This window comes from Akkermansiaceae bacterium (assembly GCA_017798145.1).
Classification (GTDB): Bacteria; Verrucomicrobiota; Verrucomicrobiia; order Verrucomicrobiales; family Akkermansiaceae; genus Luteolibacter.
In genome coordinates, this window is record CP059069.1 from 3,032,307 (window position 1) to 3,054,753 (window position 22,447).

General features: G+C 61.6%; 18 protein-coding genes and 2 tRNA genes. 16 read left to right on the forward strand and 4 right to left on the reverse strand.

What is annotated here, in order from left to right:
• The first annotated feature begins 20 nt into the window (after positions 1-20).
• Positions 21-1,106 (forward strand): alpha/beta fold hydrolase, encoded by a 1,086-nt coding sequence (locus HZ994_12955; protein ID QTN33184.1) that lies wholly within the window; start codon positions 21-23, stop codon positions 1,104-1,106.
• On the opposite strand, the gene gmk is transcribed toward HZ994_12955, so the two are convergent.
• The 3 genes from gmk to HZ994_12970 all read right to left on the reverse strand — a co-directional run bounded on the left by gmk (position 1,063) and on the right by HZ994_12970 (position 6,164).
• On the reverse strand, positions 1,063-1,665 hold the full coding sequence (gene gmk, locus HZ994_12960; protein QTN33185.1) for a guanylate kinase: 603 nt from the start codon (positions 1,663-1,665) through the stop codon (positions 1,063-1,065). The two genes, HZ994_12955 and gmk, sit on opposite strands and share 44 nt — an antisense overlap.
• 348 nt (positions 1,666-2,013) lie before the next feature.
• The gene (locus tag HZ994_12965; protein ID QTN33186.1) at positions 2,014-5,340 is read right to left on the reverse strand and encodes a UTP--glucose-1-phosphate uridylyltransferase; all 3,327 of its coding nucleotides are present in this window, start codon (positions 5,338-5,340) and stop codon (positions 2,014-2,016) included.
• Positions 5,337-6,164, reverse strand: coding sequence for a UTP--glucose-1-phosphate uridylyltransferase (locus HZ994_12970; protein ID QTN33187.1), 828 nt, complete (start codon positions 6,162-6,164; stop codon positions 5,337-5,339). The genes HZ994_12965 and HZ994_12970 overlap by 4 nt, the downstream gene beginning before the upstream one ends.
• Positions 6,165-6,254: 90 nt before the next feature.
• Between HZ994_12970 and HZ994_12975 the strand changes: the two genes are divergently transcribed.
• Entirely contained in the window at positions 6,255-6,824 is a 570-nt protein-coding gene (locus HZ994_12975) for a pyroglutamyl-peptidase I (GenBank protein ID QTN33188.1), read from the forward strand.
• A gap of 45 nt (positions 6,825-6,869) precedes the next feature.
• Entirely contained in the window at positions 6,870-7,496 is a 627-nt protein-coding gene (locus HZ994_12980) for a thioredoxin family protein (protein ID QTN33189.1), read from the forward strand.
• 10 nt (positions 7,497-7,506) lie between these two features.
• On the opposite strand, the gene HZ994_12985 is transcribed toward HZ994_12980, so the two are convergent.
• Positions 7,507-10,173 (reverse strand): DEAD/DEAH box helicase, encoded by a 2,667-nt coding sequence (locus HZ994_12985; GenBank protein ID QTN33190.1) that lies wholly within the window; start codon positions 10,171-10,173, stop codon positions 7,507-7,509.
• A 248-nt stretch (positions 10,174-10,421) separates the two neighbouring features.
• Here HZ994_12985 and HZ994_12990 point away from each other — a divergent pair, with 248 nt between their 5' ends.
• The 13 genes from HZ994_12990 to rpoB all read left to right on the forward strand — a co-directional run bounded on the left by HZ994_12990 (position 10,422) and on the right by rpoB (position 22,411).
• On the forward strand, positions 10,422-11,207 hold the full coding sequence (locus HZ994_12990) for a helix-turn-helix transcriptional regulator (protein QTN33191.1): 786 nt from the start codon (positions 10,422-10,424) through the stop codon (positions 11,205-11,207).
• Positions 11,208-11,303: 96 nt separating this feature from the next.
• A complete protein-coding gene (locus HZ994_12995) occupies positions 11,304-12,140 on the forward strand; it encodes a hypothetical protein (protein ID QTN33192.1) in 837 nt (278 codons plus the stop codon).
• 214 nt (positions 12,141-12,354) lie between these two features.
• Positions 12,355-13,191, forward strand: coding sequence for a TIGR00282 family metallophosphoesterase (locus tag HZ994_13000; protein ID QTN33193.1), 837 nt, complete (start codon positions 12,355-12,357; stop codon positions 13,189-13,191).
• Positions 13,192-13,394: 203 nt separating this feature from the next.
• Positions 13,395-13,469: transfer RNA gene (locus HZ994_13005), tRNA-Thr, on the forward strand.
• Positions 13,470-13,517: 48 nt separating this feature from the next.
• Positions 13,518-14,702, forward strand: a complete 1,185-nt coding sequence (gene tuf / locus HZ994_13010) for an elongation factor Tu (protein QTN33194.1) — start codon at positions 13,518-13,520, stop codon at positions 14,700-14,702.
• Between the two features lie 118 nt (positions 14,703-14,820).
• A tRNA-Trp gene (locus tag HZ994_13015) sits at positions 14,821-14,896 on the forward strand.
• A gap of 108 nt (positions 14,897-15,004) precedes the next feature.
• Positions 15,005-15,244 (forward strand): preprotein translocase subunit SecE, encoded by a 240-nt coding sequence (locus HZ994_13020; GenBank protein ID QTN34395.1) that lies wholly within the window; start codon positions 15,005-15,007, stop codon positions 15,242-15,244.
• A 26-nt stretch (positions 15,245-15,270) separates the two neighbouring features.
• Entirely contained in the window at positions 15,271-15,840 is a 570-nt protein-coding gene (nusG, locus tag HZ994_13025; protein QTN33195.1) for a transcription termination/antitermination factor NusG, read from the forward strand.
• A 53-nt stretch (positions 15,841-15,893) separates the two neighbouring features.
• Complete coding sequence (gene rplK / locus HZ994_13030) at positions 15,894-16,322, forward strand: 50S ribosomal protein L11 (GenBank protein ID QTN33196.1); 429 nt, start codon at positions 15,894-15,896, stop codon at positions 16,320-16,322.
• Positions 16,323-16,411: 89 nt separating this feature from the next.
• Positions 16,412-17,122: a 50S ribosomal protein L1 gene (locus HZ994_13035; GenBank protein ID QTN33197.1), complete on the forward strand. Its 711-nt coding sequence runs from the start codon at positions 16,412-16,414 to the stop codon at positions 17,120-17,122.
• Between the two features lie 18 nt (positions 17,123-17,140).
• Positions 17,141-17,716 (forward strand): 50S ribosomal protein L10, encoded by a 576-nt coding sequence (locus tag HZ994_13040; GenBank protein QTN33198.1) that lies wholly within the window; start codon positions 17,141-17,143, stop codon positions 17,714-17,716.
• A 138-nt stretch (positions 17,717-17,854) separates the two neighbouring features.
• The gene (gene rplL, locus HZ994_13045; GenBank protein ID QTN33199.1) at positions 17,855-18,229 is read left to right on the forward strand and encodes a 50S ribosomal protein L7/L12; all 375 of its coding nucleotides are present in this window, start codon (positions 17,855-17,857) and stop codon (positions 18,227-18,229) included.
• A 231-nt stretch (positions 18,230-18,460) separates the two neighbouring features.
• Positions 18,461-22,411, forward strand: coding sequence for a DNA-directed RNA polymerase subunit beta (rpoB, locus tag HZ994_13050; protein ID QTN33200.1), 3,951 nt, complete (start codon positions 18,461-18,463; stop codon positions 22,409-22,411).
• Positions 22,412-22,447 lie beyond the last annotated feature (36 nt).

The following is a 22,447-nucleotide window of genomic DNA, read 5'->3' on the forward strand; positions in this document are numbered from 1 at the left end:
CGGCTGTGGAAAGTATCCGGTTGCATGGCCGACTGGGTCTGATGGAGTGGGCGGCGGCAATGAATGCGGCCAAGGAAAAATGCTCGGACTCCCTGCTACGGCGCATGCTGGTTCGGCTGGGCATCTGGCTGGCGCTTGGGCTTGGGCTGCTTTACGGGGTGGTTGTCTGGTGGTGCGCGGGCGAGATCGCTGAGCCATCGCGCAGGCCGCTCAGCCCGGCCCAGTCCGCCCTTCTCGACGGAACTGAAAAGGCCGGCTTCACCGTGACGAAATTCGTTTCCGGAAACGGGATGCCATGCCTTGTCTGCACGCCCGTCGCCACTCCGGATTTCACCCAGCGCGCCAAGACCATACGCGCACAGATCGCGCAAAAAGGCATCGCACTGAAGCCGTCCGGGGAAACCATCGGCACACTGGTGATCCTGCACGGGCGCTCCGGGATGAAGGAAGACTACCTGCCTGTCGCCGAGCGATATTGCGCGATCGGCTTCCGTTGCATCATTCCCGATCTTCCCGGCCATGGGGCGCACCCCGACCGCTTCGCCACCTACGGGGTCAGCGAGGGGGATATGGTTCTGGATTGCTATCGTGAGGCTGCCGAAGAACTCGGTTTCCCCATGCAGCCCTGCGCCGTCCTCGGCCAGTCGATGGGCGGCTCCGTGGCCGTCCATGCCGCAGCGCTGCCGGATTCGCCGTTCGGCGCCATGGTTGTCGTCGCCACCTTCGACAAGCTCGAGACGGTGATCCGCAGCCAGGCGGGGAATCTGTTAGGTTCCGTGCTCGGCGCGGCGGTAAGTGCTCCGGCGGATGTCGTTTTCGGATGGAAAACGGGTGTGCGGATTTCCGACATCAAGCCCGTGGACAAAGCGGAGAAAATCACGATCCCCACGATGGTCGTCCACGGCGATGCGGACATCTCGGTGCCAACGGCCGCCGGGCGGGAGCTCTACGCCGCATTTCCCGATGCCACGGAAAAGCAATGGCTCAGCGTGCCGGGCGCCGCCCACAACAACGTCCTGGTAACCGACTTCCCTCTCTACGCCGCGATGGGCGAATGGCTGCTCACGCACCTTCCAGCCGCCCGACCCGCATCCGCTCCGCGATGAGCAGCGCCCTGAAGCGCGCGTAGTCCTCTTCCTGCGTGCCGGAAAGCAGCCGGTAGGTGTAAAGCGGCCAGTGGCGCATCTCCTCCAGCGCGTTTTTCATGCGCAGGGCGATGACCTCCGCCGAGTCCGTCCCCCTCCCGGAGAGGCGCGTCATGAGTTCCTGCTCGCCTGGAGGCATCACGAAAAGATCCACCGCGGCCAGGCGGATCGCAGGCTCGGCGCATGCCCGCACCAGCGCCGCCCCCTGGACATCCAGATCCATCACCACATCCTCACCCTGCGCCAGCCGCCCCGTCACCTCGGACTTGAGCGTGCCATAGAGATTCCCGTGCACCTCCGCGCTCTCGAGGAAATCCCCCGCATCGCGCCTCACCACGAATTCCTCCCGGCTCAGGAAATGGTAGTCCCGCCCGTCCACCTCTCCCGGCCTTGCGGCGCGCGTCGTGCATGAGGTCGAGTAGCTCGCCTCGCCCTCGTCGGCGAGCCGCCTGCAAAGCGTGGTTTTTCCGGAGCCGGATGGGCCGGAGACGACAAGAAGGATTCCAGTGCGGCGGGGCATGGCATGAGGCTGCATGGAAAACCCGGGATTCAAAATCCAAAATTCAGGCAAGATTTCCCAAGGCCTCAGGTGTGGCCGGAAGGCAGCCCCGAACGGGTGCATTGCCGCAGGGCGACCCTGCGGAATTTTCAGATGGCCAGGGCGAGCATCTTGTGTGCGGGCAAACGGGCTCCCCGTGGTTGACGCGGAATGCGGTACGAGGAAGACGCCGGACGATACGGAACCCAAGAGGCGTTCACAGGCCGCATGCGCATATTTTCCAAGCCAGATTCAAGGTGACATCCCTGATTTCTGCGAATCGCTTGAAATGGCCGCATCATCCCATCGTTCCCTGCCTTGGCGCTTGGCTCACCCCCACTCGCACAGCCCGTTGATGTAAGCCGCCGATCCATCCCGCAGCCAGCCGTCGAGCTGGGCGGGGTCTTTGAGCTGCTGTCCCCGCAGTCTTGGCACGACAAGGTATCCGCAGGTGATGCCGGGGAGCACGCTCATGTCGCCCCAGATTTTCTCAAACTGGGTGACGGGAAAAACGTCCTCCTGGCCGTGGCCCCAGCGTTTTTTCACGTCTTTCAGGGTGACATACGTAGGGAGCTGGGAGGCGAGCTTGCGGATGGCCACGGTGATTTTCCCCTCGTCCTCGGCGAGGATGTCGGCGCGGGTGAGGCCGAGGCGGGTGAGAAGCTGGTCGATGTCGATCCAGCAGCTCAGGGTGTTGTAGTAGCGGAGGGCGAACTCGTCCTCCTCGTTTGGCATGGCGAGTCCTTCGACGAGGCGCACCTGGCCGTTGACGCGGGCGAGGCCGCCGCCCCTGTCCTCGAGCCGGCGGGAAATGACCTCGAAGGTGAGTGTCGCGCCGCTCTCAAGGTGAGCGCCCAACAGCGTGGGGTCGAGATCCGCCCCGAGGGTGTCGATGTTGTGCAGGAACAGCGTTTCCAGGCCGGGCCGTTCGCGCAGCAGCGACGCCAATGTGCCGTTGCGGAGCATGTTGGGAAGCTCGAAGAAGTGGCCGACCGGATGAAGGCACTGGAGCGGGAGGTTATCGGTGTAGTCGCTGCCCTCGCCTGCAGAGTTCGCCCAGCCGATGAGGGCGGTGCGCAGGGAGTCGCGGACTTTCTGCTGCTGCGCGTCGAGCATCTGCTGGGGCATTTCCTCCCAGGCGAAGCGAAGGTCGCGCTCCATCGGGACCATCCGCAGGCCGACCGATTTCCCCCTCGAAAGCAACAGCGGCCCCGGGTAGCAGTAGTCCGCGACATGGCGGAGGAAAGACTCGGTGGGGGTGTGGGTGAGGTAGCTGGTGGTGAAGATGTGCGGCACTGTCGCGCCGGATTCGGCGGAAACGCGCCGGCTCTTGGCAAGGTGGGTCTCGATGAAGGTGCGGTGTTTCCCGCCGAGCTTGGCAAAGGGGTTGAGCGCCTTGCAAACGCCCGCGCCCTGCGTCCAGCGGCTGCCCGCCCCGGCGGCGAGGCTGATGACGGCGACTCTGCCGTCCCTCAACGCGGCGCTGCCGATTTTTTTCAGGGCATCGTTTCCTCCGGAGGAGAAATCCCGCACATCGCCGGGCTGCACGTCCTCGATGACGGAGCTGTTAGGCAGGCGGTTCTGGGCGAGGCCGATGCGCCCGTTCTGGAGATCCTGGCGGATTTTCTCGTGCAGCTCGGGATCGAAGCCGTTTTCCGCGAGAAGGTTTTTCAGGGACCTGCGGGAGGATGCCCCGGCCTCGCTGCGCGGCAGGAAGGAATCGAACAGATCCTGCACCAATCCGCCGAAAGCAGCGTCACTGCGGGAAGCGGCTGCGAGGCAATCGAGTTCCGCACGCGCACCGGATGGCAGGCTGCGCGGATCCTGGCGGAGCGTCGCGGGAAGATGGAGCTTGTAATAGCGCGGCGGGAGGAGGGCGGATTTCCCGGTGAGCGTTTCCGAAAAGGTGCCGTGCGGGTTGATCGCGAAATCATAGACCACCGGCTCCATCGCGAAGGGCAGTGCGTCCTGCAGGCGGGCTTTCGCCTCCGACATGATGCGCTGCATCGCGACCTGTGCCCCGGCCTTCCGCTCCGGCGCGAAGATGAATCCCATCCCCCCGCCGGACATCCCGCCGAGCATCCAGAAGCCCCAGAAATCATCGCCGAACTCCGCTTCCGCCGCCGCGATGAGCTGCTCGGTGTAGAGCGTGGTCGCCCAAGGGATGATCGCCTGGATGGGGCCACGGAAATTCTCGGTGGTAATGGCCCCGAGCTTGCGGATGTCGCCCTCGCTGAGTGCGCCGATGACCTTTTCCAGGAGATCGAGCGCTTCCTGCCGCGCAACCCATTCCCCCGAGCCGCGCAGCAAGTATTTTTCCGTCACCATCTCCAGGATGGGGCCGACGTTCTGGGCCATGCCGCCATGCACCAGCACCAGCGAGTCCTGGAGCGCGGTGCGGGCGCTTTCCGGGATCTCCTCCGTGGTGAACACCTTGTGTGTGGGCATCAGGCGGCCGCGCGAGATGCCGTGTTCCGGATCGGTTTCCCCGGCGATGGCTCCCTCGATCAGCTTGATCCCCGGCCAGACGCCGCCGGAATCCTGCCAGCCGCCGCCCGAGCCGCCGATCCACTCGCCCAGGATGGCGCGGGCCAGGACGATGCGGCGTTCGCTTTCCAGCAGCTCTCCGGTGATCGATGCCGTCTGCCCGGTCGCCCTCATGCAGGCGCTGATGAGCGCTGCGAGGAGATTGGTGGAAACGGCGAGCCGCGATCCTTTCGGGATGTCGTTGACGCTGGAAACCAGTTCGACCCCCAGGCCCGGGCCTACGAGTTTCTCCAACAGCGCTTGCAGTGTCTGGCCGGAGCCTTCGATGCCGGGAGGCACCACGCCGCTGGCGATGACAGCCGCCTTGAGCAGGCCGAGATGGTCTTTGGCGAAATCGAACACATCACCCAAGGAGTTGATCTCGGCGGTGGCGTTGAGGTCGATGCTGGTGAGCCGGATGACCGGCTTCTCGATCACACGCAGGTAAGCCTCCACGGGCGGGCGCGGCTTCGCATCGCGGCCATGGACGCCGAGATCGACGGATACGTTGATGACTCGCGCCCCTTCCGGGAAATCCATGCCGAGGAAAAAGATGTCGGACCACGCCGAGTGCGTGAGATCCATGCGCACCGGGGTCGTTTCACGGAGGATGGGGAAGGTTCCGTTCTCCGATGCTTGTAGTAGTTCCTTGCGGAAACGCAGCGGATGGTCGGCTGGATGGCCCATGCGGAACATCCAGCGGTTTCCATCGACGGAGCGGACGCTGGAGCGCACCTGGTCGGCGAGCGTCTGGAAGGCGAGCGAGTGGTAGGCGGAGGACAGGGAGGAGCAGAGCGCATCGCCCGCGCCCTGTTCGGATTGGGCTTCGAGGAATTCCTCGATGGCCTCCTCGAAGCGGCGTTGCAGGAGATGTTGGAAACCCGCGAAAGGGATGCTGCCCGCAGGCTTTCCCGCAAGCAGTGGCGGCAGGTGGAAGCGGTGGATCGCGTAGAGGAAAAACAGCGAGCGGACACGGTGGTAGAGGTTCCCGCTGTGTTGGCGGAAAGCTTCCAGCTCCGAGCAAGCCTGCAGCAACCCTTCTGCGGAAAGCCCCCAGCAAAGGGATTCGAGCGGGGTGTCCCTCTGTTCCGCCTCATCCGAGACGATGGCATTTACGAAAGGCGAACTCATGCGGGGCGGCTGCTGGTTGCGAGGAGTTCTAGCAGGGAGACAAGCACGCCGTCGCGCTGCGGGCCGTCCAGGGCGAGGGCGAGCTGGGCGATGAGCATGCCGTTCTGCTCGTCGAGGTTGAAGCGCCGCCCGGCGATCTCGTAGGCGAGGCAGCGCTCCGATTTCGCGAGCTCGCGCAGCGCCGGCGAGACCCCCTTTTCCGCGCCTCCGAGGATCTCCAGGAATTTCGGGCTGAGCGCGTGCATCCCGAAGAAGCACAGGTATTGCGCGGCGCGCAGGCCGGGGATGGTCAGGTGCTGCTCGGCAAGGGTCGGGCTGGGCTTCTCGATGACGTTGCGGATTTCATAGAGTCCCGCCGACTGGGGCACTTTCACCCCGCCGACCGCACCGTAGAGCGGCAGCTTGCTCTCATGTGTCGCCTGCACGGCGGAGACGGAGCAGCCGTTTCTCTCCGCCATCGCAAGGAGCTGCGAGACGCACGAGCTTTCCGTATGGCTGAGGTAAAGGTGATCGCTGACCATCAGCAGGAAGGGGTCGCCGCCGATGAAACCCGTGGCCTGCAAAATCGCATCCCCGTAGCCCGAGGGCTCCGACTGCTCGATGAAAACGACCTGCTCCTCATGCGGGCCGGCGGCTTTCCGGTAGGCTTCCGTATCCCCGGCGGCGACGACCACCGCCGCGGATCCGATGCCGGCGGTGAAAACCTCGTCGAGCAGTACCTGGAGGGCGGTTTGCGATGTGCCGGAGCGGCTGGTGACCGCCTGGAGCGGAAGGAGGCGCTGGTCTGGGCCGGCTGCGGTGATGACTGCCTTGCGGATTTTCATGGGAGTGCGGGAAGACTCTGCCAGAAAGATCTCCGGGCGGAAGGAGGAAAAACCCTTCGCCGGAATTCGGAACACAACTACAATTTGACCATGCCAGTCCTCGTCACCGCATTCGGCCCCTTCGGCGGCAGGGAGCGTAACGCTTCCATGCTCGCCCTCATGGAGCTGAGGAAAATGATGCCGGAGATCCGGACCCGCATCCTTCCTGTCGATGCCGTGCTCGCTCCCTCGCGGCTGCGGCAGGCGCTGCGCGAGATTCGTCCGGATGCTCTCATCATGCTCGGCGAGGCGGCGGGGAGCGACGCGATCCGGCTTGAGGGGACGGCATGGAACGAAAAGGATTTCCGGATCCCCGACATAGCTGGCCGCATGCCCACGGGTGTTCCAATCCGCCCAGGCGCGCCCGCATCCATGCCATCGACCCTGCCGCTGCGCGAAATCCACCAATGCCTGGCGGATGCCGGGCAGCCGGTCACCCATTCCCAGGATCCCGGGCGTTATCTCTGCAACCAGCTTTTTTTCAGCGCGATGGATTTCCTGAAGACAAATGCGCTCCGCATCCCGGCGGGCTTCATCCACCTGCCCCTGGAGGGCGAGCTGCCAAGCACGAAGGCGGCGGAGGCCATCGCGGAGGCCATCAGGCGGAGTGATGCGAGGTAGCCTGAAAAGGCTGGACTTATTAGCTGATATTGATATTCCATCTGCATGACATTTCTGGTGCTCTTTTGCGGCGTAGCAGCCGTTTGCCTGAGTTCATGCGATCACATCGATGCCGTCGGCGACAAGGTCAACGAGCTGAAAGATGTCCGAAAGCAGAGCAGCCAGGGTGTCGAGGGCATGGACATAAAGGCCATTGTCAGTGGGGCGCAAAATGCCGGCCCGACCGTGCAGGATATCGGCGAGGTGGATTTCCAAACCTTCATCTCCCAGCCCGGCAGGCTCAATGTGGTGGATTTCCACGCCGATTGGTGCGGCCCCTGCAAGCAGCTTGCACCGGTGCTCTCGGGTGTCATCGAGACGAACTCAACGGTCGCGCGCCTCGGCAAGCTCAATGTGGATCATGCCCGCGAGCTTTCGCGGGAGCAGGGTGTCACCAGCATCCCGGATGTCCGGTTTTATGTTGACGGGAAGCTTGTCCACAAGTTCGTCGGCGGCGAATCCAAGGAAACCCTGGAAACCCTGATCGCCACGCATTCCGCAAACATCAGCCCTGCCGGTGGAGGTGGGGATGCCATCCCCGGCCGCCCCCGTCCACCGAACGCGAAGCACATCGAGGAAGCGATGAAGCCCATGGAAAAGGAATGGCTGCCTCCGGGTATGATCAAGAAGTGATGCGGGCTGGCTAGCCAAGCAGCTCGCGGATCATCGATGCATCAAGCTTGCGGACAATGTCCGCATCCGCGAGCAGTCCATCGGCAAGCTTGGCCTTCTCGATCTGGAGGCGGTGGATGCGCTCCTCGACGGTGTCCTGGCAGAGGAGCTTGTGGACGAAGACCGGCTTGTCCTGGCCGATGCGGTAGGCGCGGTCGGTGGCCTGGGCTTCGGCGGCGGGGTTCCACCAGGGATCGTAGTGGATCACGGTGTCGGCGGCGGTGAGGTTCAGGCCGGTGCCGCCGGCCTTGAGGGAAATAAGGAAGACGGGGAATTTCCCGGATTGGAAATCCTCGACAAGCTTCCCGCGATCCTTGGAGCCGCCGGTGAGCTTCAGGTGGGGGACCTTGGTTTTCACCAGATGATCCTCGATGAGCGAGAGCATGGTGGTGAATTGGGAAAAAATGAGGATGCGGCGGCCTTCCTCGATCAGTGTTTCGAGAAGCTCCGCGAGGAAATCGAGCTTCGCGGAGCTCTTCACGCCGTCGGCGAAATCGGGGGGGAGCAGGCGCGGGTCGCAGCAGATCTGGCGTAGCTTGAGGAGGGCGTCGAGGAAGACGATCTGGGATTGCTCGATGCCGCGCGCGGCGATGGCCTCGCGGACGCGCTTGTCCATGGTGGCGCGGACGGTTTCGTAGAGATCCTTCTGGTCGGAGTGGAGCTCGACAAGATGGACCATGATCGTTTTCGGCGGCAGTTCCTTGGCGACCTGGTCTTTCGTTCTCCTCAGGACTAGTGGAGCGATGCGTTTTTTCAGAAGGGCGTTCTTGTCCGCATCGCCCTCCTCCTCGATGGGCTTGCGGAAGTTTTTCTGGAAGGTGTCCTCCGTTCCGAGGTAGCCCGGGATGAGGAAATGCATCAGGCTCCACAGCTCGCCGAGGTGGTTCTCGATGGGCGTTCCCGAAAGGCAGAGCCGATGCCTTGCGACGACCCTGCACGCGGCCTGCGAGACCTTGGCGCGGGGGTTCTTGATGTACTGCGCCTCGTCGAGCGCCATGATATGATACTGGTAACCTAGTAGTCTCTCGATGTCGCGCTGCAGCAGGGCGAAGGAGGTGATGACCAGATCGGCGTGGGGGATGGAGCGGTAGTATTTCCTGCGATCCGCGCCGTTGAGGACAAGGACGCGCAGACCGGGCGCGAACTTGACCGCCTCCGCCCGCCAGTTTGGCACCACGGAGGTCGGCGCGATGACGAGCGAGGGCAAGCCGCCGCTGCGGCCGCTTGCCTTCTCCGCCATCAGGTGCGCTAGGGTCTGTAGCGTTTTGCCGAGACCCATGTCATCTGCGAGGATGCCGTGGAGTCCGTGGCGGGCGAGGAACTGCATCCAGCGGAAGCCGTCCTTCTGGTAGTCGCGCAGGGTGGCCTGGAGTTCCGGGGGCTCATCCAGTTCCTCGACCTTGGAGAAATTCTCCAGCCTCTTCTTGAGCTTCGCGAGGCCTTTGGGTGTCTCGATCCCAAGCCCTTCCAATCCACCGAGTGCCGCCGCATCCAGCGCATGGACGCGGACTTTCCCGAAGGATTTCGGATCCACCAGCGCGGAGAGGTGGTGAAGGATCCTTCGCACCCGGCCGATGGGCAGCTTGAGCGCATCGCCGTTGGAAAGAGGCGCGTATACGAAGCCGCCGTTCGGGCGGTCGAGTGTTTCCTCGAGGAAATCCTGTTTCAGCAAGCCCGCGAGGATGGGCATGAGGTCGTGGCGCACCCCGTCCACATCGAAGCCCACCGAGAGGCTGAACCATCCGCCGTCGGAAAAGTCCCCCTCGTATCCATCCTCACCTTGCGAAATTTTCGTATGCCATTTCTCCGGATCCGCCTCGTGGACCTGGTGTCCGACGCCATCGCCGAAGCTCACCTTCCAGCCCATCGCCCCCAGCTCGGCCACGGTCTCGCCGCGGAACTGGTGCCAGAAGGCATCGACAGGCACGCGGCCGGGGTCGGGAAACCACTTGTCGCTGCCCTCATCCGCACGCACCGAGCGCGATTTCATGCTGAGCAAAAATCGCCACGCCGGGTTTGACATCATCGAGGAAAGCCCGGTCTCGCGGAGCTGCCGGATGGCGCGCATTTCCGCCGGGGTCTTGCCTCCTTCGCCTGCATCGGAAAGTGGTTTCCGCAGGTTCCCATAGCTGACAAAAGCCTCACCGAAAATCCACTCCTCCGGCTCCTTCTCTCCGAGCGACTGCAGCAAAAGCTTCGTCGCCCGATCCACCTCGCCCTTCCGCACCGCCAGCTCGAACACGGCCTCCGGAGCATCCTCACCCTCTCGCCCGATCTCCCCCTCACCCGATCCTCTTTCCCCAAGGGCAACTTCGACCGCCTCCACCGCGGTCCTCCCGAACAGCCTTCCCAGGCGCTTCTCCTTCGCCATCTTCCCCACCATCGCGAAACCGTGTTCACAGAACGCACCGACATCGCAGGAGCAGCTTGTCTCGAAAGCCATGCCGCCACCCTCCTCCCAAAACGTCGCCTCCACTTCCTCCCCGAACACCTCCGCCTTCGCCTGGATCTCTTCCTCGCCTTCCAGCCTCAGCCCCTTCACCTTGGAAACCGCCCGCGCCCCGACTCCCCGCACCTCCTCGTCAAACCGCTCCACCCAGCTCTCGGCGGCCAAATACTCTTCCAATTTTCCGACCATTTCCAAACAGCCGGGAATCTGAGGGAATCGGAGTTGCTTTGCAAGCGGGGCGAGGCATGAAGCATGATTTGTGAAATATCCTCTGCCAAAGAGATGGAAGCGCAGGGAACTCCGGCACCAGACTTCTCACAGCTTGCACGGCAGTTGTCCCGATATCCCGGTCCACCGTGAGCTGGCACCCGATGCCCATGGATCCTTGCACCGTGCGGAAAATCGTTTCCATTTATTGCCGACACGATCCCGCCAGCATGATTTCACTTCAGGAAGCCGACCGCCACACCCTTGAGCAATTCTGTCTTCGGATCCAGGATATACAGAACAAGCGACAACTCGAAGACTTCACCATCAATATCATTCCTCCCTTTCTCGGTGCCGAGTTCGCCAGCTGGAACGAACACGACGAGGCGATGTTCCTGACCCGGGTCGCAACATCGACCTCCCACAGCCATCTCGTAAAGCCCCTGATCGGCGCTCTGAACCAAACCCTGCCAACCCACCCCCTTTTCCCCAAATATCTGGATCTTTCCACCGGGAAAGTCCGTTACGTTGATACCGTTGACCGCACCCGCGACCATATCGATGACGATTCTTACCGCGCCCTGCCATTCTATCTCCGCGTTGCCTCTCGCCTGAGGATCGAAGACCAGCTGCTGATGCATATCTTCGTCGAGGAAAGTGCGGGGATCCTCGTCACCTTTCACTCCTCCCGCAAATTCACCCGCAGACAGCAACTTCTTGCCACCATCCTGCGCAGCCACCTGGTGACGCGGCTCTATGCGATCCAACGCCAGTCGCAGAAACGATCCCAGCTTGCCGGCGAAATCTCATCCCACCTCACCTCCCGGCTCACCCCCCGTGAAATTGAAATCCTACGGCTCATCTGCCGCGGCCATGGCAATCAGGAAATCGCCCAATCGCTGGAGATCTCCAAGCGAACCGCCGACAAACACGCTTCGAACATACTCCGCAAACTCAACGCGTCCTCCCGTTTCCAGATCATCGCGCGCTTCGGCCACTGGCTCCAGGCGCCTTGATACGCAGATGCGTGGCAATGCCTGGTCGGGCGTACGCATACTTACCCATTTACCCGGCAGGCGTTGATTCAGATGATTGGGGGATAACGTCGCACCATGAAAACGATATCCGCTCTGATAATCCTCGCCGCCATTGCCTGCCCGGTCCCTGCCGAAGTCGTCACCGTCCGGCTTCGGGGGCAAGTCAGCGGCGTCACCGACCCGGACAATTCCCTGAACGACACTGCCCGTGCCGGCGACCCTGCGCTCATATCCATCACCTACGACCGCAACGCACCCCCCAATCCGAACCCCCAGAATACCGCCGCCGGTTTCTCCACGCAGGTCAATCTCGGACTGGATCTCAAGGTCCTGACCTCAGGCGGCCCCTCTTGGTCTCTGACTTCCGCGAACGCCCCCGAGATCACCCTCACCCTCGAGAATAACAGCATCCCCACCACCGGCACCCGCGACGACTCGCTTTACCTCACACCCCAGACACTAACCCGTCCCGTTCGCTTCACCTTCGCCGGCCAGATCGTCTCAAACGTATCGTCCTTGCCCACTGTTTCCGAGCTTTCCTTCGCCAGCTTGATCACTGCCCAGGCTAGCAACGAGCTTGGCGATACGGTCTTCTTCGTCTTCGACCGTTTCACCTTTCACGGCTTCCCCGCCGTCTCCACTCCGGTCACCGCGATCGGGCCGCTCAATTTCTCGATCACCGGCTCCGAGTCATCCCGTACTGCCTCCTTCAACATTCCTTTCACCTCGCCCGGAGCCTTTCACCGTGTCGAATTCTCCGATGACCTGGTGAACTGGACTCCCCTGGTCCTAATCGAAGGAAATGGCTTCCAGCGTAACTTCTCGACTTTCCTCGGATCTCTCCCATCCCGATTCTTCCGCATCGCCGACAACTGGACCGAGTTTGACCAAATCAACTCAAACCCGCCCTGAGACAAAAACGATCCGGCCGTTTCGTGCCTTTCCTCACCCTCACTTTCTCTCAAGCAGCGCCCGCATGAGATAGGACAGGTTCAGGCTCAACACCACGCACGGGGCCATCTCGACGCAATTTGCCCGACAATATGAGATTTTCTTCGGCATCTGATGAGGGGATTCCCAAGTTTTTGGTTGTTTGCAGGGCGGAAAACGGGACATTCGCGACCAGATGAGCGAACTAACGGACGGAGCGGCGGTGCGTATCCTGTTTCTCGGCGATATCGTGGGCGAGCCGGGTCGGAAGGCGGTGATCGGCGCACTGCAGGAAATCAGGAAACAGCACTCGATCGATTTCGTGATCGCGAACGGCGAGAACGCCGCAGGGGGGCGGGGGATCACGCCGAGGATCGCCATCGACCTGCTTAGGGCGGGGGTTGCGGTCATAACGACCGGCGACCATGTCTGGGACCAGCAGGAGATCGTCGATTATTTCCCAACCGAGCCGCGGCTGTTGCGCCCCGTGAATTATCCGCAGGGCACGCCGGGTGCGGGGAGCGTGGTGCTGGAGACTTCCAAAGGGAAGATAGCGGTCGTCCAGGCTCAGGGGCGCAGCTTCATGCAGCCGCCTTTGGAAAACCCCTTTCTCGCAGTCGAGGCGGAGGTGGCGAGGCTCAGGGCGGACGGGCTCAGGGTTATCGTGCTTGATTTCCATGCGGAGACAACCTCGGAGAAAATCGCGATGGGCCGGATGCTCGACGGCAGCGTCTCACTGGTCGTCGGCACCCACACCCATGTCCAGACAGCGGATGAAACGGTTTTCCCGGGCGGCACCGGATACCTGACGGATGCGGGGATGTGTGGTCCGGTGGAATCGGTGCTTGGGCGCTGCGTGGAATCGGTGGTCTGGCGTTTCCGCTCCGGGATGCCCACCCGTTTTCCGGTCGCGAAAGGGGATGTGAAACTCTGCGGGGTGATTGTCTCGGCGGAAATATCCAGCGGGCGCTGTGTGGATATCGAAAGGTTTATCCTGCAAATCGGCGAGAATGAGACAGAAACAGCCGGTTGAGCCGCCTGCAAAGCCGCAAAACACGGGGATTTCGGGAAAGTGACAAAAAGACCATATTTTTTTTGACAGGTCGGGGCGAATTGATAATGTCCGCCCGCTCTTCCCCACATGCAGTCAGGGGTGCCGCGCCCGGTCTTGGGTCAAACTGGACAGGTCGCGGTTCTTTTGTCGGCAGGAAGGTCGGGCGAACAACAATCCAGTCTGCTCGTGTAGCTCAGGGGTAGAGCGCATCCTTGGTAAGGATGAGGTCGGCGGTTCAATTCCGCCCACGAGCTCCAGGAACCACACGAACATCTCCCAAACATCTCAGCGAAACCACAACGAAAATGGCCAAGGAACAATTCAAACGCAACAAGCCGCACGTAAACATCGGCACCATCGGTCACGTCGACCACGGCAAAACCACACTCACCGCAGCGATCACGAACACGCTCGCCGAAAAGGGCTTTTGTGAGAAAAAGTCCTACGCGGACATCGACGCTGCCCCTGAGGAGCGCGAGCGCGGCATCACCATCAACACCGCACACGTTGAGTATGAGACGGACAAGCGCCACTACGCCCACGTCGATTGCCCCGGCCACGCCGACTACGTGAAGAACATGATCACCGGTGCCGCCCAGATGGACGGAGCCATCCTCGTGTGCTCGGCAGCAGACGGCCCGATGCCACAGACCCGCGAGCACATCCTGCTCGCCCGCCAGGTCGGTGTCCCGGCCCTCGTGGTGTTCATGAACAAGGTTGACCTTGTCGATGACGCCGAACTTCTTGAACTCGTCGAGATGGAGATCCGCGATCTCCTTTCCTCCTACGACTTCCCGGGCGATGATATCCCTATCGTTGCAGGCTCCGCCACCAAGGCCCTTGCCGGCGACCCGGAGCAGATGGCCAACGTCATCAAGCTCATGGATGCCGTCGATTCCTACATCCCCGAGCCTGAGCGTCCGATCGACAAGACCTTCCTCATGCCCATCGAGGACGTGTTCTCGATCGAAGGCCGTGGAACGGTCTGCACCGGCCGTGTCGAGCGTGGCATCATCAAGAAGATGGAGGAAGTCGAGATCGTCGGCATCCGCGACACCCAGAAGACAACCGTCACGGACATCGAGATGTTCCGCAAGCTGCTCGACGAAGGACGTGCAGGCGACAACGTCGGCCTTCTCGTCCGCGGCCTCAAGAAGAACGACGTCGAGCGCGGCCAGGTCATGGCCAAGCCCGGCACCGTCAAGGGCCACACGATCTTCAAATCCGAGATCTACGTCCTTTCCAAGGAAGAGGGCGGCCGCCACACCCCGTTCTTCTCGAACTACCGTCCGCAGTTCTACTTCCGCACGACCGACGTGACCGGCAGCATCAAGCTCCCCGAGGGAGTCGAAATGGTGATGCCAGGTGACAACATCGGCCTTGAGGTCGAGCTCATCAACCCAATCGCCATGGAGCCAACAATGCGCTTCGCCATCCGCGAAGGTGGCCGCACTGTCGGAGCCGGCCGCGTGGGTGAGATCATCAAATAAGTCAAACCAACGGCCGCACAGGGAAACCCGTTTCCCTGTCAGCCAGGCACTTGGGGCACCCCGCCAAACGGGGTGCCCCTAAGTCGCCTCAAACACCCACAACTTTCCAACCCAAAACGCGTCAGTAGTTCAATTGGTAGAGCGTCGGTCTCCAAAACCGAATGTTGGGGGTTCGAGTCCCTCCTGGCGTGCCACTTTCCGTTACCCTTCCACAGCGAATGAATTTCCTTGAATATCTCAAGCTCGGCGACAGTTGGATCACTTCGGGGATCGTTTATGCGGTCTCCCTGGTTCTCATCTTCCTGCTCGTCCGCAACCTTGCCCGTGTCTCCACCTTCATCGGCGAGGTCAAGGGTGAGCTGCGCAAGGCCAGCTGGCCGTGGGACTCCGATCCGAAGGCCAAAGGTTTCAGGAAATACAAGGAGCTCGTGGATTCCACGATCGTCGTCCTCATCGCCGTGATCCTGCTCGCAGGTTTCGTCCAGTTCTGGGACTTCATCCAGGTTCTCATCGTCGGTTTCCTCACCGAAATCTTCCGCTAATCTTCACCCTCCCAAGCCAGCCTCCCATGCCCAACGCCAAAGATTACAAAGACCAGTGGTACGTCGTCCAAGTCCTTTCGGGCATGGAGGGCAAGGTGCGCGAGCGCATCGCCCGCCAGGTCGAAGCCGAGGAAATGCAGGACTACATCCGCGAGGTTCTCGTCCCCACCGAAGTGGTTTCGGAGATCAAGCGCGGCAAGAAAACCGAGACCAAGAAGAAATTCTTCCCCGGTTACATCATCGTGAACATGTATCTCGCCGATGAGAACAACCAGCTCGTGGAGAAGACCTGGTTCTTCATCAAGGAGATGGAAGGTGTCATCGGTTTCGCCGGCACCAAGGACAGGCCCGCACCGATGCGCCCACGCGAGGTCGAGGCGATGCTCTCCCAGATCCAGGAGCGCGAGGAAACCGTCCGTCCGGCGATCTCCTTCGAGGTCGGCGATACCGTCAAGGTCGCCGACGGCCCGTTCCAATCCCAGAACGGCGTTGTCGAGGAAATCGACCCCGAGCGTGGCAAGCTGCGCGTCGCCGTCGATATCTTCGGCCGCACCACACCCGTCGAGCTAGAATACTGGCAGGTCGAGCGCGAGTGAGTTTCATTTCGGCATTTTAGTTTTCAGAATTTCAGCATTTACCAAATAACATCATGGCCAAGGAAGTCGTCAAAATCATCAAACTCCAGATTCAGGCTGGAGCCGCCAACCCATCACCACCAGTAGGCCCCGCACTCGGCCAGGCCGGTGTCAACATCATGGGTTTCTGCAAGGAATTCAACGCCGCGACCCAGTCGCAGGCCGGTGATGTGCTTCCGTGCGTGATCTCGGTCTACAAGGACAAGTCCTTCACCTTCATCACCAAGCGTCCGCCCGCAGGCAACCTCCTCAAGAAAGCCGCCGGCCTCGCATCCGGTTCCGGTGAGCCGAACAAGAAAAAGGTCGGCAAGATCACCAAGGCCCAGCTCATGGAAGTCGTCAACATCAAGATGCCCGACCTCAACACCAAGGATCCCGAAGCCGCAGCCCGCATCCTCGCCGGCACCGCCCGCCAGATGGGCCTTGAGGTCGAAGGCATGTAACAGAATCTCAGCCCCGTGTCAAAACGGGGCACCCCGCAAGAGGGTGGGTACCCAATCCCATCCGCCATCACTGCAAACCAACAAACACAATGTCCAAAACACGCAGCAAACGCTACCGGAAAGCCGCCGAACTGGTGGGCGCCGGAAAATCCTACTCCCTCGCGGATGCCATCAGCACCGTGAAGAAACTCCCGGCGCCGAAATTCACGCCGACAGTCACCCTGTCTTTCCGACTCGGCGTTGACCCACGGAAAAGCGACCAGATGGTCCGCGGCTCCGTCTCGCTCCCGCACGGGACCGGAAAAAACGTACGCGTCGTCGTCTTCGCCCAGGGTGCAGCTGCGGAAGCAGCCCTTGCCGCCGGTGCCGAGCACGTCGGATACGAGGATCTCATCAAGAAAGTCCAGGAAGGCTTCGTCGATTTCGACTCCGCCATCGCGACCCCCGATGCCATGGCCGAAGTCCGCAAGATCGCCCGTGTCCTCGGCCCGCGCGGCCTGATGCCGAACCCCAAGACCGGAACCGTCACCGATGACGTCGCGAAAGCCGTCAAGGAGGTAAAGGCCGGCCGCATCGACTACAAGCTCGACAAGAACGGCAACGTCTCCGGTGCGATCGGCAAGGCCGATTTCGACGAGAAGCAGCTCGAGGACAACGCCCGCGCGTTCCTTGAGAGCGTCGTCCGTGCCAAGCCCGCCTCCGCAAAGGGCAACTTCGTCCAGGCCGTGACCCTCGCCGCTTCCATGCTTCCCGGCCTGCCGCTGGAAGCCTCCGCCTACACCGCAAAGGCAACCGCATAACCCCAGCACGCAACCAACATGAATCCTGACAAGCAAATCATCATCAACGGCCTGCTGGCGCGCGTCAACGACTCGCCCTACGTCATCGTCATCGACTACACCGGCCTCACCGTCCCGCAATTCAGCGAGCTCCGCAACCGCCTCGCCGACAACGGCGGGAAGTGCACCGTCGCGAAGAACAGCTACATGCGCAAGGCTCTCACCGAAGCCGGGCTTCCCGACATCGGCGCGGATCTTGTTGGCCAGACGGCTTTCGTCACCGGCGATTCCGAGGTCTTTTCCGCAGCCAAGATCCTCAAGAACTTCGAGAAGGAATTCAAGAAGCCCGAGATGAAGGTCGGAATCCTCGGCCAGGATGTCCTCGACACCGACAAGCTCAAGGCACTTGCAGACATCCCGTCGCGCGAAGCCGTCCTTTCGCAGCTCCTCGGCCTCATCAACGAGCCTGCCACACGCATCGCCCGCATCCTCCTCGAGAAATTCGATCCGGAGCGCGAGCACTTCAAATCGGGCGGCGCCGAAGAGCCTGCCGAAGCCGAGGCACCAGCACCCGCAGCGGAAACGCCCGCCGAAGGGGCACCTGCCGCCGAATAACAAACAATCTGAACGGAAGGCCTGTCGCGTCTCCACGCAATGGCCGGATTAACAATGGTACCTCGTCGGTTTCCCAGCAGGGAAATTGAAATCTCCGGGAGCTCCCGGGGGCGACGACACCGCAACGGAGATAAACACATGTCAAATATTGCAAACCTCGTAGAAGAACTCGGCAAGCTCACCGTCCTGGAAGCTGTCGATCTCGTGAAACAACTCGAAGAAACCTGGGGCGTCTCCGCCGCAGCAGCCGTCGCAGCCGGTCCGGCCGCAGCCGGCCCTGCCGAAGCCGTTGAGGAGAAGACGGAATTCAACGTCGTCATCACCGACTGCGGAGCCAACAAGATCGCCGTCATCAAGGCGGTGCGCGAAGTTGCTCCCGGACTCGGTCTTGCCGACGCCAAGAAACTCGTCGAATCCGCACCTGCCAACATCCTCGAAGGTGTTGCGAAGGATGCTGCCGAAGCCGCCAAGAAGAAACTCGAGGAAGCCGGCGCCAAGATCGAGCTCAAGTAATCCGCAAGGAAATTTCACCCGGGGCGGGATGTTTCCCGCCCCGGGCAATTCGCACTCTCCCCGTTTTCATAATCAATTTGAAATCCCGCAATCGACGCGTGATACTACCACACCCCGCAGTGTTTCGCGTCGCTTTCGCTCATTTGTCCTCTCCGTCCATCTCCTGAAACCAATCCGCCCGCGCTTTCAAAAGGCTCGGGCTCAAACTCGTAACACTAGCACCGCACCACCATGGCTGAACGTCTCTATTTCGGTAAATTTGAAGAGGTCATCGACCCACCCAACCTCATTGAAGTCCAGAGCAGGTCTTACGACGAGTTCCTCCAGAAGGATGTCTCTCCCGGCGACCGCTCCGACACCGGCCTCCAGGCGGTTTTCCGCGAGGTTTTCCCGATCAAGTCCTACGACGAGGCCATCGAGCTCGATTTCGTCTCCTATGACATCGAGGATCCGAAGATCACCTCGCTCGATTCCCTCCGCAACAGCGAGTCCTTCTCCGCCGCACTCTACGTCACCTTCAAGCTGAAGGACGAGACCGGCACCAAGAAAGAGCGCGTTTACATGGGCGAGCTCCCGATGATGACCCGCCGCGGCACCTTCATCATCAACGGCGCGGAGCGCGTCATCGTTTCCCAGCTCCACCGCTCTCCCGGCATTTGCTTCGAGACATCCCAGCACTTGAACGGGAAAATGCTCCACAGCTTCCGCATCATCCCCGACCGCGGGTCATGGCTCGAAGTCCAGTTCGATACGAACGACCTTCTCTACGTTTACCTCGACCGCCGCCGCCGCCGCCGCAAGTTCCTTGCGACGACTTTCCTGCGCGTCCTCGGCTACCCGACGGACCGCGACATCGTCAGCCACTTCTACTCGATCGAAAACCTCGCCCTCAACAGCAAGATCGACGAGGCGGAACTCGGCCACAAGGTGCCCTTCGAGGATATCCTCGACGGCGAGCTGGTCATCGCGAAGGCCTACGAGCCCCTCACCGCAGGCATCGTCAAGCAGCTCACCGCGCTCGGCCAGAAGAAGCTTGAGGTCATCGACGGACGCGAGGATGAAATCCTCCTCAAATCCCTCCGCAAGGACCCTGCGAAAGACGAGGAATCCGCACTCAAGGACATCTACCGCAAGCTCCGTCCCGGCGATCCTCCGACGGCTTCCAACGCCCGCGCCCTGCTCAAGCGCCTGTTCTTCGACGCGAAGAAATACGACCTCACCCGCGTCGGCCGCTACAAGATCAACCAGAAGCTCGGCATCGGCGTCGATTCCGACGAACGCATCATGGTGCCAGAGGATTTCCTCGCAGCCGTCCGCTACATCCTGAAGCTCAAGAAGGGCGAGGGTGTCATCGACGACATCGATCACCTCGGTTCCCGCCGCGTGCGTGCCGTCGGCGAACTTCTTGCCAACCAGTGCCGCGTCGGCCTCGCCCGCACGGAGCGCCTCGTCAAGGAGCGCATGACCCTTTTCGATGTGAACATCGAAGGCATGACCCCGCAGAAGCTCATCAACCCGAAGGCGCTTTCCGCCGTCGTGCGTGATTTCTTCGGCCGATCCCAGCTTTCCCAGTTCATGGACCAGACCAACCCCCTGGCTGAGCTGACCCACAAGCGCCGCCTCTCCGCCCTCGGGCCGGGCGGTCTGAACCGCGACCGCGCAGGCTTCGAAGTCCGCGACGTCCATCCTTCCCACTACGGCCGCATCTGCCCGATCGAAACCCCGGAAGGCCCGAACATCGGCCTGATCAACTCGATGTGCACCTACGCACGGATCAACGAGTTCGGTTTCATCGAAACCCCTTACCGCAAGGTCAAAAAGGGCAAGGTCACCAACGAGATCGAATACCTCACCGCCGACCAGGAGGAAAACTACCTCATCGCCCAGGCATCCAACGTGATCACCAAGGCAGGTCTCTTCGAGCAGGAGCGCATTGATGCGCGTGAGCGCGGCGAGTTCATCGAGTCCACCCCGGACGCGGTGCACTACATGGACGTTTCGCCGAAACAGCTCGTCTCCGTGGCCGCCGGTCTCATCCCATTCCTTGAGCACGATGACGCCAACCGCGCGCTCATGGGATCGAACATGCAGCGCCAGGGTGTGCCGCTCCTCGTTTCCGAGTCGCCGCTGGTCGGCACCGGCCTGGAAGGCAAGGCTGCCCGCGACTCCCGTGCGGTGGTTGTTGCCGAGGCGGATGGCATCGTCGCTTCCGCCACTGCGGAAATCATCATCACCACCGCCGACGGCAAGCTTCCCGTTTCCGACGAGAAGTTCCTCAGCGATCCTGAAGCCGTGAAAACGAACGTGGCCAAGGGCATTTTCGCCTACCCGCTGCGCAAGTTCATGCGCTCCAACGCAGGCACCTGCATCAACCAGAAGCCCATTGTCAAAGCAGGCCAGAAGATCAAGAAGGGTGCCGTCCTGGCCGACGGCCCCAACACGGAGGACGGCGAACTCGCTATCGGCCGCAACGTGCTGGTCGCCTTCATGCCATGGAACGGCTACAACTTCGAGGATGCCATCGTCATCTCGGAACGCGTGGTCAAGGACGATATCTACACCTCCATCCACATCTCCGAATTCGATGTCGCCGCCCGCGACACCAAGCTCGGCCCCGAGGAAATCACCCGCGACATCCCGAACGTCGGTGAGGAAGCCCTGCGGAACCTCGACCACGACGGCATCATCCGCATCGGTGCGGAAGTGAAGCCCGGCGACATCCTCGTCGGAAAAATCACCCCGAAATCCGAAACGGAACTCGCCCCTGAGGAGCGCCTCCTGCGCGCAATCTTCGGCGAGAAGGCCGCCGACGTGAAAGACACCTCCCTGCGCGTGCCATCCGGCTGCACCGGAATCGTACAGGATGTCCGCGTTTCCTCGCACGGGCTTGCCAAGCGCCGCGCCGAGAAGGTCGATCCCGTGGAGCTCAAGAAGCATCTCAAGAAGATCAACGACGAGCACAAGAAAAAGGCCGACAAGCTAACCGACGACCTCACGGAAAAACTCTCCGACATCCTGCTCGGCGAGAAGATCCCGCTCGACGTGGTCAACGCGCAGTCCGGCGAGATCATCATCCCAGCGAACCGCAAGATCACCAAGACACTGCTCCGCAAGCTCGCATCCGTCCACGATCACATCGAGATCGACCCATCGCCGATCCGCAACAAGATCGTCGAGATCATCAACTCCTTCGAGAGCCGTTTCCAGGAGCTCGACACAGACCGCGAACGCAAGCTCGACCAGCTCGAGTCCGGCGACGACGTCGATCCCGGCGTCATCAAGGAGGTCAAGGTCTTCATCGCCGCCAAGCGCAAGCTTTCCGTCGGTGACAAGATGGCCGGCCGCCACGGAAACAAGGGCGTTGTCGCCACCATCGTCCCGGAAGAGGACATGCCTTACCTGCACGACGGCACTCCCGTTGACATCTGCCTCAACCCGCTCGGCGTGCCTTCCCGGATGAACGTCGGACAGGTTCTCGAGACCCATCTCGGCGTCGCCGCGAAAGCCCTCGGATTCAAGGTTGCCACCCCGATTTTCGACGGCATCAAGGAAGACATCATCTGGAATTTCATGTCCGAGGCGAAGAAAGTCGATGGTGTGAAAATGATCGGGGGCGGCGAGAAAGCCCGCGCCCGCAAGCCTAACGAACCGGAAACCCCAGGCTACACCTGGATCGGCGACGGCAAGGACGGCAGCACCGCCGGAAAATCCACCCTATATGACGGCCGCACCGGGGAGGCCTTCCACAACCCGATTGTTGTCGGCATGATCTACATGCTCAAGCTCGGGCACCTTGTCGCGGACAAGATCCACGCCCGTGCCGTCGGTCCCTACTCGCTCGTCACCCAGCAGCCGCTCGGGGGCAAGGCGCAATACGGTGGCCAGCGCTTCGGGGAAATGGAGGTCTGGGCGCTCGAAGCCTACGGCGCCGCCTATACCCTCCAGGAAATCCTCACCGTCAAGTCCGACGACGTCCAGGGCCGCACCCGCATCTACGAGGCGATCGTCAAGGGCGACAACAATCTCGAGGCCGGCACCCCGGAATCGTTCAACGTCCTCATCAAGGAAATGCAATCCCTCGGCCTCGACGTCCGTCCCGGACGCCAAGGCCAGTCCAGCCACGGCTCGCCGTTGGCCGGCGGCGGGGTCGATGACTTCTCCCTCGATGACCTCACCCTCTGATCCGAAACGCGAAACCAACCTAACACCTAGAATCAT

Excerpts from the sequence above, each read along its gene's own strand:
- gmk (QTN33185.1), bottom strand. The coding sequence starts at position 1,665 with ATGCCCCGCCGCACTGGAATCCTTCTTGTCGTCTCCGGCCCATCCGGC.
- HZ994_12965 (QTN33186.1), bottom strand. The coding sequence starts at position 5,340 with ATGAGTTCGCCTTTCGTAAATGCCATCGTCTCGGATGAGGCGGAACAG.
- HZ994_12970 (QTN33187.1), bottom strand. The coding sequence starts at position 6,164 with ATGAAAATCCGCAAGGCAGTCATCACCGCAGCCGGCCCAGACCAGCGC.
- HZ994_12975 (QTN33188.1), top strand. The coding sequence starts at position 6,255 with ATGCCAGTCCTCGTCACCGCATTCGGCCCCTTCGGCGGCAGGGAGCGT.
- HZ994_12980 (QTN33189.1), top strand. The coding sequence starts at position 6,870 with ATGACATTTCTGGTGCTCTTTTGCGGCGTAGCAGCCGTTTGCCTGAGT.
- HZ994_12985 (QTN33190.1), bottom strand. The coding sequence starts at position 10,173 with ATGGTCGGAAAATTGGAAGAGTATTTGGCCGCCGAGAGCTGGGTGGAG.
- HZ994_12990 (QTN33191.1), top strand. The coding sequence starts at position 10,422 with ATGATTTCACTTCAGGAAGCCGACCGCCACACCCTTGAGCAATTCTGT.
- HZ994_12995 (QTN33192.1), top strand. The coding sequence starts at position 11,304 with ATGAAAACGATATCCGCTCTGATAATCCTCGCCGCCATTGCCTGCCCG.
- HZ994_13000 (QTN33193.1), top strand. The coding sequence starts at position 12,355 with ATGAGCGAACTAACGGACGGAGCGGCGGTGCGTATCCTGTTTCTCGGC.
- tuf (QTN33194.1), top strand. The coding sequence starts at position 13,518 with ATGGCCAAGGAACAATTCAAACGCAACAAGCCGCACGTAAACATCGGC.
- nusG (QTN33195.1), top strand. The coding sequence starts at position 15,271 with ATGCCCAACGCCAAAGATTACAAAGACCAGTGGTACGTCGTCCAAGTC.
- rplK (QTN33196.1), top strand. The coding sequence starts at position 15,894 with ATGGCCAAGGAAGTCGTCAAAATCATCAAACTCCAGATTCAGGCTGGA.
- HZ994_13035 (QTN33197.1), top strand. The coding sequence starts at position 16,412 with ATGTCCAAAACACGCAGCAAACGCTACCGGAAAGCCGCCGAACTGGTG.
- HZ994_13040 (QTN33198.1), top strand. The coding sequence starts at position 17,141 with ATGAATCCTGACAAGCAAATCATCATCAACGGCCTGCTGGCGCGCGTC.
- rplL (QTN33199.1), top strand. The coding sequence starts at position 17,855 with ATGTCAAATATTGCAAACCTCGTAGAAGAACTCGGCAAGCTCACCGTC.
- rpoB (QTN33200.1), top strand. The coding sequence starts at position 18,461 with ATGGCTGAACGTCTCTATTTCGGTAAATTTGAAGAGGTCATCGACCCA.